General features: G+C 56.1%; 16 protein-coding genes and 1 tRNA gene. 10 read left to right on the top strand and 7 right to left on the bottom strand.

Annotated elements, in window-relative coordinates:
* Positions 1 to 382: 382 nt before the first annotated feature.
* On the top strand, positions 383 to 949 hold the full coding sequence (locus CA833_RS26915) for a DUF805 domain-containing protein (protein ID WP_242526337.1): 567 nt from the start codon (positions 383 to 385) through the stop codon (positions 947 to 949).
* Here the strand turns inward: CA833_RS26915 and CA833_RS08360 are convergent, their stop codons facing one another.
* Complete coding sequence (locus tag CA833_RS08360; RefSeq protein ID WP_207079783.1) at positions 950 to 1,138, bottom strand: hypothetical protein; 189 nt, start codon at positions 1,136 to 1,138, stop codon at positions 950 to 952. It lies immediately after the preceding gene.
* Between the two features lie 60 nt (positions 1,139 to 1,198).
* Here CA833_RS08360 and CA833_RS08365 point away from each other — a divergent pair, with 60 nt between their 5' ends.
* The 6 genes from CA833_RS08365 (at position 1,199) to CA833_RS08390 (ending at position 7,165) form a co-directional block, all read left to right on the top strand.
* Positions 1,199 to 1,591: a hypothetical protein gene (locus CA833_RS08365; RefSeq protein ID WP_207079784.1), complete on the top strand. Its 393-nt coding sequence runs from the start codon at positions 1,199 to 1,201 to the stop codon at positions 1,589 to 1,591.
* 113 nt (positions 1,592 to 1,704) lie between these two features.
* Positions 1,705 to 1,959 (top strand): hypothetical protein, encoded by a 255-nt coding sequence (locus CA833_RS08370; protein WP_207079785.1) that lies wholly within the window; start codon positions 1,705 to 1,707, stop codon positions 1,957 to 1,959.
* A 557-nt stretch (positions 1,960 to 2,516) separates the two neighbouring features.
* Positions 2,517 to 5,078: a DNA-primase RepB domain-containing protein gene (locus tag CA833_RS08375; protein ID WP_185928621.1), complete on the top strand. Its 2,562-nt coding sequence runs from the start codon at positions 2,517 to 2,519 to the stop codon at positions 5,076 to 5,078.
* A 178-nt stretch (positions 5,079 to 5,256) separates the two neighbouring features.
* Positions 5,257 to 6,408: a site-specific integrase gene (locus CA833_RS08380; RefSeq protein ID WP_142635981.1), complete on the top strand. Its 1,152-nt coding sequence runs from the start codon at positions 5,257 to 5,259 to the stop codon at positions 6,406 to 6,408.
* Complete coding sequence (locus CA833_RS08385; protein WP_207079786.1) at positions 6,408 to 6,662, top strand: hypothetical protein; 255 nt, start codon at positions 6,408 to 6,410, stop codon at positions 6,660 to 6,662. The genes CA833_RS08380 and CA833_RS08385 overlap by 1 nt, the downstream gene beginning before the upstream one ends.
* Before the next feature lie 116 nt (positions 6,663 to 6,778).
* Entirely contained in the window at positions 6,779 to 7,165 is a 387-nt protein-coding gene (locus tag CA833_RS08390; protein WP_142635979.1) for a hypothetical protein, read from the top strand.
* 191 nt (positions 7,166 to 7,356) lie between these two features.
* Here the strand turns inward: CA833_RS08390 and CA833_RS08395 are convergent, their stop codons facing one another.
* Complete coding sequence (locus CA833_RS08395; protein WP_370584577.1) at positions 7,357 to 7,605, bottom strand: thermonuclease family protein; 249 nt, start codon at positions 7,603 to 7,605, stop codon at positions 7,357 to 7,359.
* Between the two features lie 63 nt (positions 7,606 to 7,668).
* On the opposite strand from CA833_RS08395, the gene CA833_RS08400 reads away from it, so the two are divergent.
* Positions 7,669 to 8,640, top strand: a complete 972-nt coding sequence (locus CA833_RS08400; protein ID WP_207079788.1) for an acyltransferase — start codon at positions 7,669 to 7,671, stop codon at positions 8,638 to 8,640.
* Between the two features lie 48 nt (positions 8,641 to 8,688).
* A complete protein-coding gene (locus CA833_RS08405; RefSeq protein ID WP_207079789.1) occupies positions 8,689 to 9,399 on the top strand; it encodes a hypothetical protein in 711 nt (236 codons plus the stop codon).
* On the opposite strand, the gene CA833_RS08410 is transcribed toward CA833_RS08405, so the two are convergent.
* Positions 9,396 to 9,695, bottom strand: coding sequence for a hypothetical protein (locus tag CA833_RS08410; RefSeq protein ID WP_207079790.1), 300 nt, complete (start codon positions 9,693 to 9,695; stop codon positions 9,396 to 9,398). The two genes, CA833_RS08405 and CA833_RS08410, sit on opposite strands and share 4 nt — an antisense overlap.
* Before the next feature lie 477 nt (positions 9,696 to 10,172).
* On the opposite strand from CA833_RS08410, the gene CA833_RS08415 reads away from it, so the two are divergent.
* Positions 10,173 to 11,900, top strand: coding sequence for a bifunctional diguanylate cyclase/phosphodiesterase (locus CA833_RS08415; protein ID WP_207079791.1), 1,728 nt, complete (start codon positions 10,173 to 10,175; stop codon positions 11,898 to 11,900).
* A gap of 348 nt (positions 11,901 to 12,248) precedes the next feature.
* Here CA833_RS08415 and CA833_RS08420 read toward each other — a convergent pair.
* The 4 genes from CA833_RS08420 to CA833_RS08435 form a co-directional block, all read right to left on the bottom strand.
* Positions 12,249 to 13,360, bottom strand: a protein-coding gene (locus CA833_RS08420) for an IS3 family transposase (RefSeq protein ID WP_242526372.1) whose coding sequence is annotated in 2 segments (ribosomal slippage) — positions 12,249 to 13,156 and positions 13,156 to 13,360 — 1,113 coding nt in all. Because the reading frame shifts where the segments join, the coding sequence is not laid out codon by codon here.
* Positions 13,264 to 13,974, bottom strand: coding sequence for an HD domain-containing protein (locus CA833_RS08425; RefSeq protein WP_242526338.1), 711 nt, complete (start codon positions 13,972 to 13,974; stop codon positions 13,264 to 13,266). The genes CA833_RS08420 and CA833_RS08425 overlap by 97 nt, the downstream gene beginning before the upstream one ends.
* Before the next feature lie 245 nt (positions 13,975 to 14,219).
* On the bottom strand, positions 14,220 to 14,441 hold the full coding sequence (locus tag CA833_RS08430; RefSeq protein ID WP_242526339.1) for a helix-turn-helix domain-containing protein: 222 nt from the start codon (positions 14,439 to 14,441) through the stop codon (positions 14,220 to 14,222).
* A gap of 483 nt (positions 14,442 to 14,924) precedes the next feature.
* Positions 14,925 to 14,998: transfer RNA gene (locus CA833_RS08435), tRNA-Gly, on the bottom strand.
* Between the last annotated feature and the right edge of the window lie 209 nt (positions 14,999 to 15,207).

Consider the following 15,207-nt stretch of genomic DNA (forward strand, 5'->3'; position numbering starts at 1 on the left):
GGTACCTTATCTGAATAGGCCAGCGATCCCTTGCGAACGCCTTGAGAACACGTCAAAAGCGTTTCGCCTTCCGTGAAAGCCGGAAGGTGGGGCGTGGAAACCCCTCTTAGCATGCTCGGTCACCAGATTTGGGGGCCGGGTGGCATGCGCGCATGTCCAGTCGGTTCTGCCGATAAAGGCGCATGCGCCTATGCTAAGTAGGTTTCCAACATCCGGCTTTGGCCGTCGCTCCCGAGAGGTACATAGGGGCGGCAGAGGGTCAAACCGACACTGCTCCTGCAAATGCGGGGGCATGAGCGTGCATCAACAGCAAGATTTTTAAGCGGTCTGTTCCGTCGCGCCCATCGGCGCGGTCGTCACCCCACGATATAAGGACAGCCAAATGATTGATGAAGAAGCTCTTCGGAGCATCGAGAAGCTCCACCAGATGAAGCAGGAAGGCATCATCTCGGAATCGGATTTTGATGCAGCAAAGCAAGACATTCTAAAAGGTCGGACCAGACCTAAGCCGAGAAGTCCGAAGCCCAATGCCTACACCCATCCGGTAGCGGAAAATGATTATTCCCTGCCGAATGACGGAGACTTCATTGAGTGGATCATGCTTCCGCTCAAAAAGTACGCCGATTTCACAGGTAGATCGGGGCGGCGAGAATTCTGGATGTTCCAGATTTTGGTCTCTGCGGTTAGCTTCGTGTTCTTCATTTCGATACCCGAACTCTACAAGACAACTAACCTTCTGTTTGCCGCTGTATCGGGCATGGCACTGTTGGCCCTTGCCGTGCCTCAGATCGCGTTGCAGGTCCGGCGCTTCCACGACCAAGACAAATCGGGATGGTTCGCCCTGTTCAACCTCTTTCCCTATATAGGCCCTGTGATCGTTCTGATCTTCATGCTGATCGGCGGCACCCGCTGGGAAAACAGGTACGGCCCCGATCCGTACGAACGTTAATCAAATCCCGCAGAACACTGAACGCCCTCGGATGACCTTCGGGGGCTTTTTCATGCCCGAAAGGATTGCGCCATGATCGCCAAAATCATCGCGACTCTCATCATGGCAGGCGGCTGCATCCTTGGCCTTCTCTACATTGGCAGAGCGCTTTTCATGCTCCCGCTGCTGTTCCTCTAACAGCATCACCATTCCCACTCCCCAAGGCTCTCGGATCAACTCCGGGGGCCTTTTTTGTTGGAAAACAGAATCATGTTTCTAATCCGCACCCATGAGGAAATGTCCGATGTGTCGGCTATCCTCGAAGGCAACGAAGTCCACGCCCTGCTCGAAGCCCATCTGGATCGATTGGCAGAGTATGACGGCTTCGACCTCGAAGACCTTGCCATGATCGCCATTGTCGCGCCGGGGGATACCCTGGACAGCATCGAGTTTGACCTTGGCCGGTCCCTCATCGACAGCGCCGAAACCTTCATCCAGCCGCCCGAGATCATCCAGCGACATACCGACTGGTTCGAGGTCGCCTTCATTCTGTCCGACGACGGATTCGGACTGGTCCTCTTCGTGCCGATCAACAGCAACACTGACGCAAAGCTGATGGCTGCAACAGAAGCAGCCTACGCGGAAGCAACGCAAGCCCCCTGACCGTCAACGGCCTCAAGGCTCAACCAATACAGCATCTTGGCCTTGGGGCCGCCATTCATCGCGTCTGTGCCTCGCTGCATGGGCGCTTTTTCATGTCCAGAAAGGACAGCACCATGCAAGTCATCGGCTACCTGCTCGCAGGCTTCCTGATCCTCGGCCTGATCGGCGCAGCGGTCAAACTACTGGTCATCCTCGCCATTGCCGGAGTGATTATCGGCTTCATCGTCAATCCCCGTGAATCGATCGGTATGATCGCTTTGCTGGCCATCATCGGCTTGGTCACGCGCTTTCCGCTGCCGGGAGCCATGATCATTCTCGCGTTGTGTATAGTCGGCACAATGTCGAAGGCCGGGAACGTGCCCTCGTAGCGTCGTCGATATTCGGGGAGCGGCCCAGACAGAGCCGGTAAAGCCGGAAGGCGGGACATCTGCAGCGTGACCACCGGCATACCGGCTCTACCCTCTTTCGGGCGGGCCGGGCGGAAATGTCGCACATCAATCAGCATGAGCGAATTCGGCTTGGCAACACGTCCGGACCATGCTTATAAGCCCGCCGCGCTTCGGGGCGTCTACCACAGTCTAACTATGGGAGACGTTGGCGCATCACATCTCGGTCTTCGGACCATCAAATCACATCACAAACCCGAAAAATCGTTGCGTTCGCTTTTGACAGGCGAGGTGCGTCCAGCGTTCAGCTCGGCGTATTCCCCTTCGGTGAACGTATGTTTTTTCAGCCACTTAGCCCTCGTGGGCGGTGGGATTAGGTATACGTGATTTGACCAATAATAATGAAAACGCCGCGCCCTGCGCTGCTACCCCGTCTCGTTCCTTTGGAGCGCGCGTTGCCGCTAACTGGCAGGCAATCGTCGAACATCTGCGCAATCTGCCTCTCACGGAAGAGCCCGAGATCAATCGGGAGAGCGCCGATGCTTGATGTAAAAACGATCACCATAGGCCCCAAGGTGGACAACCCTTCGCCCATCGTGCGGGCCGAAGCCGAGCAAGGGCAAGATAGCACCCGCGTTCCCCCAACCAACGCCGATTTCTGTCAGGCGATCTTCTCCGACCTGTCGGCTGGTGGCACACCATTGATCACAGCGAAGACGGGCGATCCCAGTCAAGGAGGATGGACGCCGCGCCCCGGCTCCGAGATTGATCGGATTTGTCAGCCTTCGGCAAACACCTACTTCAATTGCGCAAGCTTCAAGCCTGACGGTGATGATACTTGGGCTGCGAAGAAGGAGCAGGCCGTAGCCTACCATGCTGTCGTTCTCGATGACGTCGGCACCAAGGTTGCGCGGGAGGCGATCCCCGACATTGTGCCGACATGGGAACTCGAAACCAGCCCCGGCAACTTCCAAGTGGGGTTCAAGCTCAATCCGCCACTGCAGGACGCCTCGACGGTAGACCAGTTGCAAAAGCGGATTGCAGCAGCCGGGCTGACCGACAAAGGCGCTGGCGGAATGGCGCGATGGATGCGCCTTCCTATCGGTATCAACGGCAAGGAAAAGTACCGCGTTGATGGCCAGCCCTTCGTCTGCCGCATGCATGTCTGGAACCCGGACACGGCATATTCGGCGGATACCCTTGGTGACCTGCTTGCGCCGAACGTGACGACCACCCCGGCAAGGCAGTCCGCGAAATCAAAGGTCGGGGCAAACTCTGACCTGAATTGGGATGTCTATCAGCCCAGCGCGACGGAGAACCCGGTTCTGACGGCGTTCAAAGCCAACCGGCTCTATAAGTGCCAGACCGGGCCGGGAAAACATGAGGTGATTTGCCCATGGTTGTCGGAACATACTGACGCTGACGACTCCGGAACCGTGTATTACGAACCAAGCGAAGCCTATCCTAACGGCGGATTCCGTTGCCAGCACTCGCATGGTGACCAGTACCGTCTCCGCGAGGTCGCCGAGCACTTCGGTCTGAACGCCTCTCAAGTCAGCAACAAGCCACTGATTCGGGTTGTGCAAGGTGAACTTGACGGTGTGGTAGCTGCCGCAGAATCGGTCCTAGCGAGTCAGGAGGGTGTGTTCCAAGCTGGCGGGTTGATCGTCAAGGCTGCCTTCGATGCCCGCACGGGCGACTACGGCCTAAACCCGCTTAGCGAGGCTGAGGTAACCCGCATTCTGGCTAAGGGCGCGCACTGGGAAAAGCTGGACGGGCGTTCGGATGAGTGGCGTCGTACAGACCCTCCTGGACGGCACGTCACGGTTCTTCATCGCGGCGATCGTTTTGATCATCTCCTGCCGGTTGTGGGACTTGCCCGCCAACCATACTACCGTCCTGACGGCTCGCTCACCACGGCGTCCGGCTACGACCCGATATCGCAGCGGATCGGCGTATTCGATGGCGCGAAGTTCGCTACGGTGGGTACATCGCGGGAAGATGCTCAACAGGCATTCGACCTGATCGACGGGCTTCTTGCCGAATTCCATTTCGTCTCTGACACGGACAAGGCAGCGGCGTTCTCAGCTATCCTCACAGCAGCAGTGCGTCCGAGCTTTGATCTAGCTCCGGCGTTCCACGTGCAGGCCCCTGCCCCGGCATCAGGCAAATCTTATCTATGCGAAGTCATCAGTGGTTTTGCAGGACCGGGAACGCCTGCACGCATGAGCTATCCCAAGACGCCGGACGAGGCGACCAAGGCGATCATGGCGGTGCTGCTAGGTGCGCCTGCGGTGATCGAATTCGACGACATGGATACCGATTGGCTGCCTCACGGATCGATAAACCGGATGCTGACGTCGCGCAGCATCACCGATCGAATCTTGGGCCAGAGCAAGACTGCTACGGTTTCGACCACGGCGCTGGTGCTTGGGTCCGGCAACAACGTCGAACCGATCCGCGACCTTGCCCGCCGCGTCATCACAATCAAGCTGAACACACGCTCAGCTAGGCCCGGAACGATCCAGTATGCTGGAAACCCCGTCGCCAAGCTGCGTGCCGAACGTGAAAAGTATGTCTCGGCAGCTCTGACCATCATCGAGGCCTGGAAGGCAGCGGGATCGCCCAAGGCACCCGTTCCTCCGGTCGCGAGCTACGATGGCCCCTGGACGGACCACTGTCGCCACCCGTTAATCTGGATGGACCTTGCCGACCCTGCCAGCAATCTGATCCAGCAAATGCATACCGACCCGGACGCCGAAACGCTGAAGGTCATGCTGACCGAGTGGTACAAGAAGTATGGCAATTCGGTCAAAACCGTTCGGGCCATTCTCGATGATATGGGCGCGACTGCCCTGCATGATGCCATCGAGGATCTACCGGGTCAGCAGACAGGGCGGATCAATCGCTCCAAGCTCGGCTGGTACTTCAAGAAAAACATGAACCGCATCGTCGGCGGCTACATGCTGGAGCAGGTTCCGGCGAGCGAACGCGTCGCCTGGAAGGTGGTGAAGGTGGAAGGTGGTGAACCGGCTTCCCCGCCTCTACCGGCTCCGACTGACGCGCTCCCTGAGAATGTCGCTCGCGAGCACATGTTCTAATCGATCGAGGGCCTGAGGGGCGTTCAGCACGGGCGTCCCTCGCTTCCTCAACATCCCCAAATTCGCCGTTGTGGCCCCGCTGACAGTCGAACCGTGACTGTCCGGTACTCCGCCCTTGCGCTCGCCTCGCGGTGCCCAGCGGCCTCTTCATGAAAACACTTTCCAAAGGATATCAAGAATGGCCAAGCTTAAACTCACTTCCGCCCTTTGCCGCGCCCTCGACTGCGAGACGGGCCTTAAAAAGGAAGTCTTTCGATGCACCGAGCAAACTGGCTTCGGCATCGAGGTCCGCTCATCGGGGCGCAAGACGTACTGGTTCTACTACACCAACCCTGCCGGAAAGGCTGCCCAGATCAAGATCGGCGGGTACGACGATATTACATTCGAGGCTGCCAAGCGAAGGGCGAAGGAACTGCGCTCGCAAACGGTCCTGGGTGGCGACCCTGCTGCCGAAAAGGCCGAGCGTAAGGCCATTCCGACCTACGGCGATATTGCCCTACAGCACATGGCGCACAACGCAACGTACCAAAAGACGCCCCATAACACCGATCGGATCATCCGATGCCACCTGCTACCGCGCTGGGGCAAGCTCAGGCTGAACGAGATCACCTCACAGTCCATCGCGCTCTGGCTTGCAGAGAAGCGCAAAGGGCTCGCTCCGGCTACTGTCGAGAAGATCCGCGTCACCATGAATCGATCGTTTGAGCTGGCCGCTGAATGGAACATTCCCGGTGCATCACCGAACCCGGTCCGTACGGTGAAGCGGATCAGGTTCAATAACCGCCGTGACAAGTACCTGACCGCCGACGAGGCGAAACGGTTGCTGGCAGAATGTGACGCCTCGCTTTGCAAACAGCTCGGTTCGATCGTTCGCCTCTTGCTTCTCACCGGGGCTCGCAAGATGGAGTTGCTACGGGCAAAATGGTCAGACGTCGATCTGGAACGGCGGGCGTGGTACATCCCAGAAACCAAGACCGGCGTGCCCCGACACGTGCCTTTGTCGTCAGCAGCAGTCGCCGTTATCGAAGGTCTGCGTCGATGGGACGGGTGCCCATGGTTGATTCCCAACCCCGAAACCCGTGAGCCCTATACCGACCTAAAGCGTCCATGGGATACTGCCCGCGACAAGGCAGGCCTTTCAGACTTACGTATCCATGATCTGCGCCATTCCGCCGCAAGCTTCCTCGTGAACAGCGGTGTAGACCTTTACGCGGTCGGCAAGATCCTCGGGCATGCCGATCACCAATCCACGATGCGATACGCCCACCTCGCCAACGACACGTTGATGTCTGCGGTCGAGGCCGGTGCCGCCAAGATGCAACTCGCCTGATGATCGCGGACGAATTGCAGCAGGAGCTTTTGGCGCTCGACACGGTCCTTCAAGATCGCGAGGTCAACCGTAACGAACGCGCCACTATCTTGATCGCGGAATGCCTTGGGTCGGGGCCTAGGCGTGGACCAGAGATACTCGATCGACTGCATCAACTTGGCTTCAACCGAAGGCATGTCGGCATCAGGCTCGAACGGGACAGGGGCGGACCTTGGCGACGCACCGATGACGGCCACTACCAACTGAATCCGTAACAACTTCCCCCGGACTTGCTGCCTGCAGGTTCGGGAATTCCTCTGGCATCCGCCGACGCCCTTGCGTGCCTATTTTCCGGGCATGGATCGACGCGGCCTTTTCTCAAGGAATCGATATGACACAGCAGCAATTCGCCGGTCGGACATGCACCGAGTGGAACCGGGACTGGAAGCCTCTGAAGGACGGCCTCAGTCAACGCCACGCCGATCTACGCGGATCAGTCGGCGTTTTCCGTCTCCGCCTTGGCAAAGAGGTGGTCTACATCGGCTGTGGCCGAGAATATTCCAAAGGCGGCCTGATGAAGCGCCTGTTCGATTTCAGCCGGGAAAGCGACAGCGGGCGTAAGCATCATGCAGGCCAGAAGATATACGAACACCGCGCAACTCTTGAGGTCGATGTGATCGTAACCGGCACCGACTATTCCGCCGGGGTAATCGCCCAGCGCCTGAAGGGAGCCTTGCTTGGCATGAAGAAGCCCGCTTGGAACGTCGCTCGCACCTGAACCTACCGCCCCGGATTTGCCATGCGCAGGTCTGGGGCATTCCCTTATTATTTTTGTGATTTTACCGATGCTACAGCGCCGATCGCCATCCGGGCTGGCCCATAGACACCTTGGACGGAGCCGCGCTCTACGGCGCCAATCATTTCGATAGCTTCCGCCTTGATGGCCGCTGGCGTCCAACGGTTATGACCTCAATACCAAGGCCGTGCCAAGGATCGGGCAATCAGATGCTCCCCGGCGTCTTGTCCGTTGACCGCCACGGTTGCCAAGGTTCGATCATATTTGTCTGTCCCGCTCCGGGCGATCGTCACGGTTCCACTGGTAAGGAATGCGGACAGTTCATCGCGGCTCTGCTCGACAAGGGCATAATCACACCAGCCCTCGCGACGACACTTCGGGCTTCCTCGCATTTCCGGCGCTTCGATGTTGGAAATCCGTATGCGTTCGCTAGCACAACCCCTCGATCAAACGCAATATTAACGGTCGCATGGCAGTCGATATGCATGGGCAGATTGAATGGGCTAGATGGATTGCGCGGCATAGCGGCCGTCTGCGTCGTTGTTTTCCATACGGCTGCGATCAATAGCACATTTCAGCCTTTTGGCGGCGGCTATCTCGCTGTAGACTTCTTCTTCCTTCTTTCAGGATACGTCATGGCACGTAGTTATGAGGGAGGTCCAATCCGCAAACCTTCATTCCTGCTAAGGCGAGTGGCGCGCCTTTGGCCAACGATGGCGATCGGAGCCCTGCTCGGCGTGGCAGCTCACTGGGGGGAACCCCGGCTGCTGTCGTTCGTGGTCGCGGGCACGTTTTTGATGCCGCTGTTCATGACCGATCAGGCTTTTCCAATAAACAATGCGTCATGGTCCATATTTTTCGAGCTTCTGGCGAACGCGGCACACTCACTGGTTCTCAGCAGAATTAGAAGCTGGGCCTTGAGCCTGCTCATCTTGGCATTTCTGTTTTGTGCAGTTTGGATAGTGTATGTATTTGGCGGGCTTAAGCCTGGACCATATACGCAAGCGTTCTGGCTTGGCCTGCCCCGCGCCATGTTCTCATACTCTATCGGTATACTCCTGTTTCGGAAATGGCGCGATGTCCCACCCGTTTCGATCCCGTTTGTCGTCACCATTGCTCTACTTCCTGTCATGCTTACCAAGCCTCTCGCCTTTTTTCTGGAGGGCGGCTGGTTCGACATCGCATTTGTCGTCTTGATATGCCCGACCTTGATCGCGGGAGGGTTGCGCCACACTACCGCTTGGGGGAGATGGTTAGGGGAGATCTCTTTCCCATTGTACGCCACGCATTATCCTATCCTTACGATAGCCCACGCGGTCGGTGCATCCCCTCTGATAGGGTTTTCAGCAACCGTCTTTGTGGCAGCGATCGTCCAATGGTGGAGGCCAATGCTCCATTATTGCAACGGTAAGCGTCTGGCCGCGCTCGCGATGATGCTGCGTAGCAACCCTACATAGCGTTAACACCTTGCCCGGTGCGGCCTTCAATTGCAGTAAGCATTGCGTATGATCGAATTCGCCGCCCCAGCGCATGAAGACCCGGCCCTTGCCCAATCCCCACTGCTGCGCGGTGCGTTGCTGACCCTCGGCTATATCGTCGAGCATGGTCCTATCGGTCTGACGCAGAGCAAAGCGTTGAAGCGGTATTTCGTGACGTGGGCTGCCGAAACGTTCGACTGGCCGTTTTACACCGCCGATGACCTTTACGGGGTCAACAAGGTGCTGAACGAACATGATTTCCCGCCGCTGGTGGTTCTGCATGACCTGCTGGTGAGCGCCAAGCTGGCACGGCATCGCAAGGGCTTTCTGCACATCACGAAGACCGGCAAGGATCTGCTACAGCATCCCGGCAACCTCTGGATCGCCTTGGCCCATCACATCCTTTTCGTCCTCGATCACTCCCGGTACACGCGGTACGGTGATGAACTCGCCGGGGATTGGCTGCTGTTCCTCAACGTCATTAACGTCGAGGCCCATACTGGCCTGACCTACGAGCGTTTCGCAGAGGTGCTGTTCGGCGCTGGACCGGAAGACCATTGGGTCTACGCGCTCGCCTACATCCACATCCTGCGCCCCATGTGCTGGCTGGGGCTGCTGGACGAAACCCGCCACGGCAAGCCCTATCCGACAGAGAAGCTGTTCACGAAGACCGCTCTATGGCCTCGGGTTATCCAGGCAGAATCAGACAAGATACTGCCGCCAATCACCCACCATTAGACCATTACAGTTGCGGACACCCGGCGACGAAACGGCTGATGCGGGGTTGCGGTACGCCGAACGTCTTGCAGTACGCTATTTCCAACGGTTGGCAGAAGCGCTTCAACCTCAATGGCTTCTTCATACGATTGTACATCCACATGCACATTGAAGCGCCCGTCGAAGCAGATGTTGACGACACTTGAAAGCGGGCACACCGAGCGCACCGCCTCGTACAACAATTCCAGTTCAGTCCCCAGCGACCGGGTAGCGCACTGCGTCGGGTTCAAAGAGTGGATATTGCTGATAGAATTCATTGTACCACCTCATTCCTTTGCTTTACGCATAGGTAAACTTGGTTCGGCGCGGTTTGCTCCTGCTTCGTCGAGATGGTGGCTGGAGGTTACATGGTTTTCATCAAGTCGATATCAGGAAGCCTTTGAGTTATGGCTTGTTTTTGGCCGCGTAAAATTCTGTCAAATCCCCGAATGCCAGTTGGCAGAGCGACCCAGCTTTCCATCAAGGCTTGTTCGCCGAGTGCTGCGTTTGCAGGTGGCTTCCATAAGGCAGGCCTTTATCGAGGATCTCAGTTCTCATGCCGTTCACCTCTCCATCGTTCGCCCCGGTGGGGTAAATCAAAAATATCTACGTGTCACTCAATGGATTGGGTTGTGGCCTAGTAAATTATGCTGACGACACTATTTTCGAGAGCAGCGGAAGACCTGTGGCAATGCGAAATTGCCGGAAACCTGGATATTACAATATACTTTTACAGTAGTGGTTGCATATAGATCATGTCAAAGAGATATCTGTCGAACGAAGATTTCATTCGATACGCCCTTGACTGCGCGGCAATCGTTGCAACGACAAATTCTGCTGGCGAAATCACATTCGTCAACAAGAAGTTTTGTGAAATAAGTGGGTATAGCAAGGAAGAGTTGGTTGGTAGCAACCACCGTATCGTGAATTCCGGTGCTCACGGAGAAGATTTCTTTCGCCAGATGTATAGCCAGATTTCAAATGGCTTGAACTGGCATGGCGAAATCTGCAACCGCCGGAAAGACGGCAGCTTATATTGGGTTGATACGACAATTGTTCCGCATGTCAGCAAGGCAGGAAAAGTCGATGGATATACGGCCATCCGCTTTGATATCACTGATCGCAAAACAGTTGAAAAAGAACTTCGATCAGCCAACCAACTGTTAGACGATGTCGCAAATATTGATGCATTAACAGGTACGCCCAACAGGCGTAAATTTGGCGAATCGATCGAAAAAATCCTCGCGTCGGCTAATCAAGCTTCACCCCCGTTCTATCTTGGGCTTATGGACGTCGATTCATTTAAAGATATTAATGACGCCTTTGGTCATGATATTGGCGATGCCGTAATGCAGGAAATGGCTTCAAGGCTATTGGCATCTGTCGGAGATGAGTGCCTGATCGCACGGGTGGGCGGAGATGAGTTTGGCTTCATCCTATCGGGGGTGGATGATGAAAACGCACTAAAGTTTTTTGATGGCATTCTTGATACGATAAGAGAACCTATTGATCTAGGAAAGTCATCACGTAATTTTCCCGCTAGTCTTGGAGTTGCAAAGTACCCAGATCATGGGTCTACCTACCTATCCCTGTTCAAAGCGGCAGATATAGCTCTGTATCATGCTAAAAAACTTGGTAAGGATCGCGTGGAATATTTTGATGAGGAGCTAAGATATGCAGTAGATAGGAAGTTCCGCCTCCTGAGCGGCATCCAAATGGCTATCGAGAATGAGGAATTCAAGCTATTCTATCAGCCTGTAGTGCCTGTGAGATCAACGCTCCCCTTCTCTGTCGAAGCCCTGTTGCGCTGGCAGCACCCTGTACATGGCGTACTCTCTCCAGACAGCTTCCGCGATGGTTTTGATGATAAACCTACCGCTGCCGCTTTAGGCTTGTACATACTTGAGCAAGTTTTCCGTGACGCAGAAACGCTCAGGGCTGCTGGTGTGGAACTGGGGAAGATCGCCATCAATTTAAGCAATGCGGATTTTCGCACGGACCAGTTTATAGAGCGTTTTTTTGAACTCTCTCGTCAAACTGGTATTGCAGCCAATCAGTTTTGCGTTGAGGCGACAGAAGGTATGTTCCTGGGCAGGGACCATCAACGTGTGCATCAAAGCCTGCAGCAGTTGCATGATGCTGGAGTTATGGTGGCACTCGATGACTTTGGAACCGGCTATGCCTCGCTAACTCATTTGCGCCAATTGCCGATTGACCGTATCAAGATTGACAAGAGTTTCGTCGAGCGCATCACGTCTAACTGCGATGACCAATTTATTGTTAAGGGAATAATAGACGTTTCTCATAAATTGGGAAAGACTGTTGTGGCAGAAGGTGTCGAGAACCTGGATCAGGCTAACTTGCTCATTAAGATGGATTGTGACTTCCTACAGGGATGGTATTTCAGCAAGGCGAAGCCCGTAGATATTTTGCCTTCAATATTGGAAGAAATTAGAACCGAGAGGGCTGTTCTGGTTACGTGAGATGCCCTGCGTACGTTGCGCGAGGACTGCCAATTGTACGATGAACCAAAGCCAAGCTGATGGAAGAGGAGGTCCGGGTTTTGACCGGGTCGAAATCCGAACTTTCACCGAGCCAAAGTGCTTTCGGTAGGAAGATGCCCAGTTCGGATTTCGGCACAATCTGGGTATCGCTTGGGCGACCCGGAAGACTGGGTGAATTTCGGCATCAGAGGCCTCGGAAACCTTGGATTTCTGCCGTTCTATCGCTCGTGTTCGTAATGATGGGGTCACGTGTTCGAGTCACGTAAGCGGCACCACCTTCCTTAAGGTGCTTTTGATCTGCCCCCACCGAGTGGACCGATTGGTTTGTTAGTGCATTAAGCTCATCACCGCCATATCCGGACGGAGGTGGAGCGAAGCGGAACCGGAGGCCGGATATGGCGGTGTCGCCGTTTCTGGTGCCGGCGGTCGGTAGCCCAGGCTGCTGTGAGGGCGAACGGTGTTGTAATGCCGCCGCCATGCCTCGATCAGTACCTTGGCCTCCGCGAGGCTGTAGAAGATCTCGCCGTTGAGCAGTTCGTCGCGAAGCGACCCGTTGAAGCTTTCGTTATAGCCATTCTCCCATGGTGATCCCGGTGTGATGTAGAGTGTCTTCACGCCGATCTGGCCCAGCCATTTCTGGACGGCGGTCGCGATAAATTCGCTGCCATTATCGGACCGTATATGTGCAGGCGGACCGCGCGAGATGAACAGGTCGGCCAGGGCCGCCAGAACATCCTCATGCTTGAGCTGCCGTGCAACGATGAGCGCCAGGCATTCCCTGCTGGCCTCGTCGATGATCGTGAGGATGCGGAACTTGCGGCCATCATGCGTCCGCCCCTCGACGAAATCGTAGGCCCAGACATGTCCCGGATATTCGGGCCGCAGGCGGATGCATGAACCGTCATTGAGCCACAGGCGTCCCCGCTTTGGCTGACGCAGCGGAACCTTCAGCCCCTCACGCCGCCAGATCCGCTCAACCCGTTTATGGTTCACCGTCCATCCCGCATGGCACAGCAATGCCGTCACCCGGCGATAGCCATAACGGCCATATTGCTTCGCCAAAGCGATGATATCCTCTGTCAGCGCCTGTTCGTCATCCGCCCCGCGCGGCACCTTGCGTTGTGTCGATCGATGCTGACCCAGCACCCGGCATATCCGTCGCTCGGACACCGGAAGCTCTCGTCGTACATGATCGATGCAGCGCCGCCGCCGCGCAGGGCTCAGAAGTTTCCCTTGGCAGCCTCCTGCAGGATCAGCTTGTCCAGCGTCAGGTCCGAAATCGCCCGGCGAAGACGCTGGTTCTCTTTCTCCAGATCCTTCATACGCCGCGCCTGGTCCGTCTTCAGGCCGCCATATTCCTTCCGCCAGCGATAATAGGTTTGCTCGCTGACCGCGATCCGGCGGCAGGCTTCAGCCGTGCTCGCTCCCTGCGCCAGCACAATCTCAACTTCACGCAGCTTGCCGATAATCTCTTCCGGCTTGTGCTTCTTGCTCGGCATTCATCGTCCCTTTCGTGGTCCAGACTATCATAGTCTCTGGGCCACTCAGCGGGGGGCAGGTCAGCACGTGCGTACAGCTCCGGATCACCTGCGGTCATCACTTTCAGGATTTGCTTTTTCTCGCGTAGATAGACTCGCGCGAACTCTGGGTCGTGCTCAAAGATCGACGCGCTGTTGCTTATCAGGTCAGCCAGCTTAACCGTTTGCGCTTCCGCTGAGATCGTACTTAGGCGCATGGCCTCAGCAGCTTTCCGCTGCGCTCGGTTTCCCTCCGTGCATTGGTCGGTCAGCTCGATGACCATGTCAGCGACATCAGAACCAAACTCACGCTCCACATCGTACCGTGTCACCAGGGTGTCTTCGATCGTGTCATGAAGTAGCGCGGTAGCTAACATCACATCTGTGTGGTGCGCTGCGGTCATTACAATGCCCATCACCTCCACTGGATGGTCGATATATGGCTCCCCAGTGTATTTGCGAACTTGTCCAACGCGACCATGGGCTTCAGTGGCGAAAGCCAATGCCCGTTCAACAAGTTCTGGTAAGCTTGACATCTCTCATTCTAAGCACATTGTTCTGCTTATCGCTAACTGAAAGGGCACTACATTTCCAGGTTTCGACGGATGTCCAGAAGTGCGATCGCTATTTGGGATCGCATTAACATACGGCGGCTATCATGGCTCTTATGTAGGCAATCGAAAGACGGCTATCGCGGCGGATGTGGCCACCACATAGATGCGTTCCGAATGTCCGGCTTCCTGATTTCGCGCTCCAAAGCGGACCGAGCAGAATATCCCAATCAAGGTAGCTCGATCAGCCGCCGCAGGGTTCGCATTGGCACCAGAGTGATCGCGCCGACCTTGATGGTCTCGATGTAACCGTCGGCGATCATCTGATAGAGCTTCGAGCGTCCGATCCCGGTCAAGCGGCAAGCTTCGGGAATTCGAACCGCCAAGGGTTCCGTCAGCGATTGATTGAGAAGTTCCTTTCCCATCGGCTCGGTCCGATCTTCATCCATCATTTCACTCCTTTGCCTGAGTTGGAGTTCCCAGCCGTCCTTTCGCCTCCACTTCTTGCAGCCTGCTCCGCAACCAGCCGGACGAAAGCGCACCACCTTTCCCTCTCAGATCGTCCCAAACGCTCGGAAATATGGCTGAATTCTGCCATTCTTGAGCCTCTCCGGTCTAAGAGTGTGTCAGGCAGTTCCAGGCCATCTTGAGCAAAATGGGGCCACGAAATGGCACCAAAACCTCCTTGAGAGTCCTGCCTTATACGCTTTGTCCCCAGACTTTGCGTTGCGGCCAGACTTTGCGTTGCGGCCAGACTTTGCGTTGCGGATTGTAGTATCAGTCAGCGCCATGTGGGGGCCGGTGGTGTCGGGGTCTTGCGAGGCCGCCTAATTAGGCCCCCATCTTGCGCGACTGCTGAAAGCCAGCGATCGCCCTGAAAATAGCGAAAATCAAAGGATTTTTCAATCAACTGCGGCCTGCGCCGGACAGGATTTTGGAGCGGGTGAGGGGAATCGAACCCCCGTATTCAGCTTGGGAAGCTGCTGCTCTACCATTGAGCTACACCCGCATTCCGGTTGGTCGGCCGGTTTCCAGACAGGTGTCCCCGCCGGAGCCGCGCATTGCCACGCGGGGCGCCGGTCCGTCAATACGGCGATGCACATCAATTCGCCTCGCGCGATACAATTCCTCCTCGCTGCCATGGCGCTTTGAACACATGTTCAGCAATTTTCGTTGACTGTGTTTTCGCCGCCCGCCAGCCTGTGCCTGTGAAAGCGG

The sequence above is a fragment of the Novosphingobium sp. KA1 genome, from assembly GCF_017309955.1.
Classification (GTDB): Bacteria; Pseudomonadota; Alphaproteobacteria; order Sphingomonadales; family Sphingomonadaceae; genus Novosphingobium.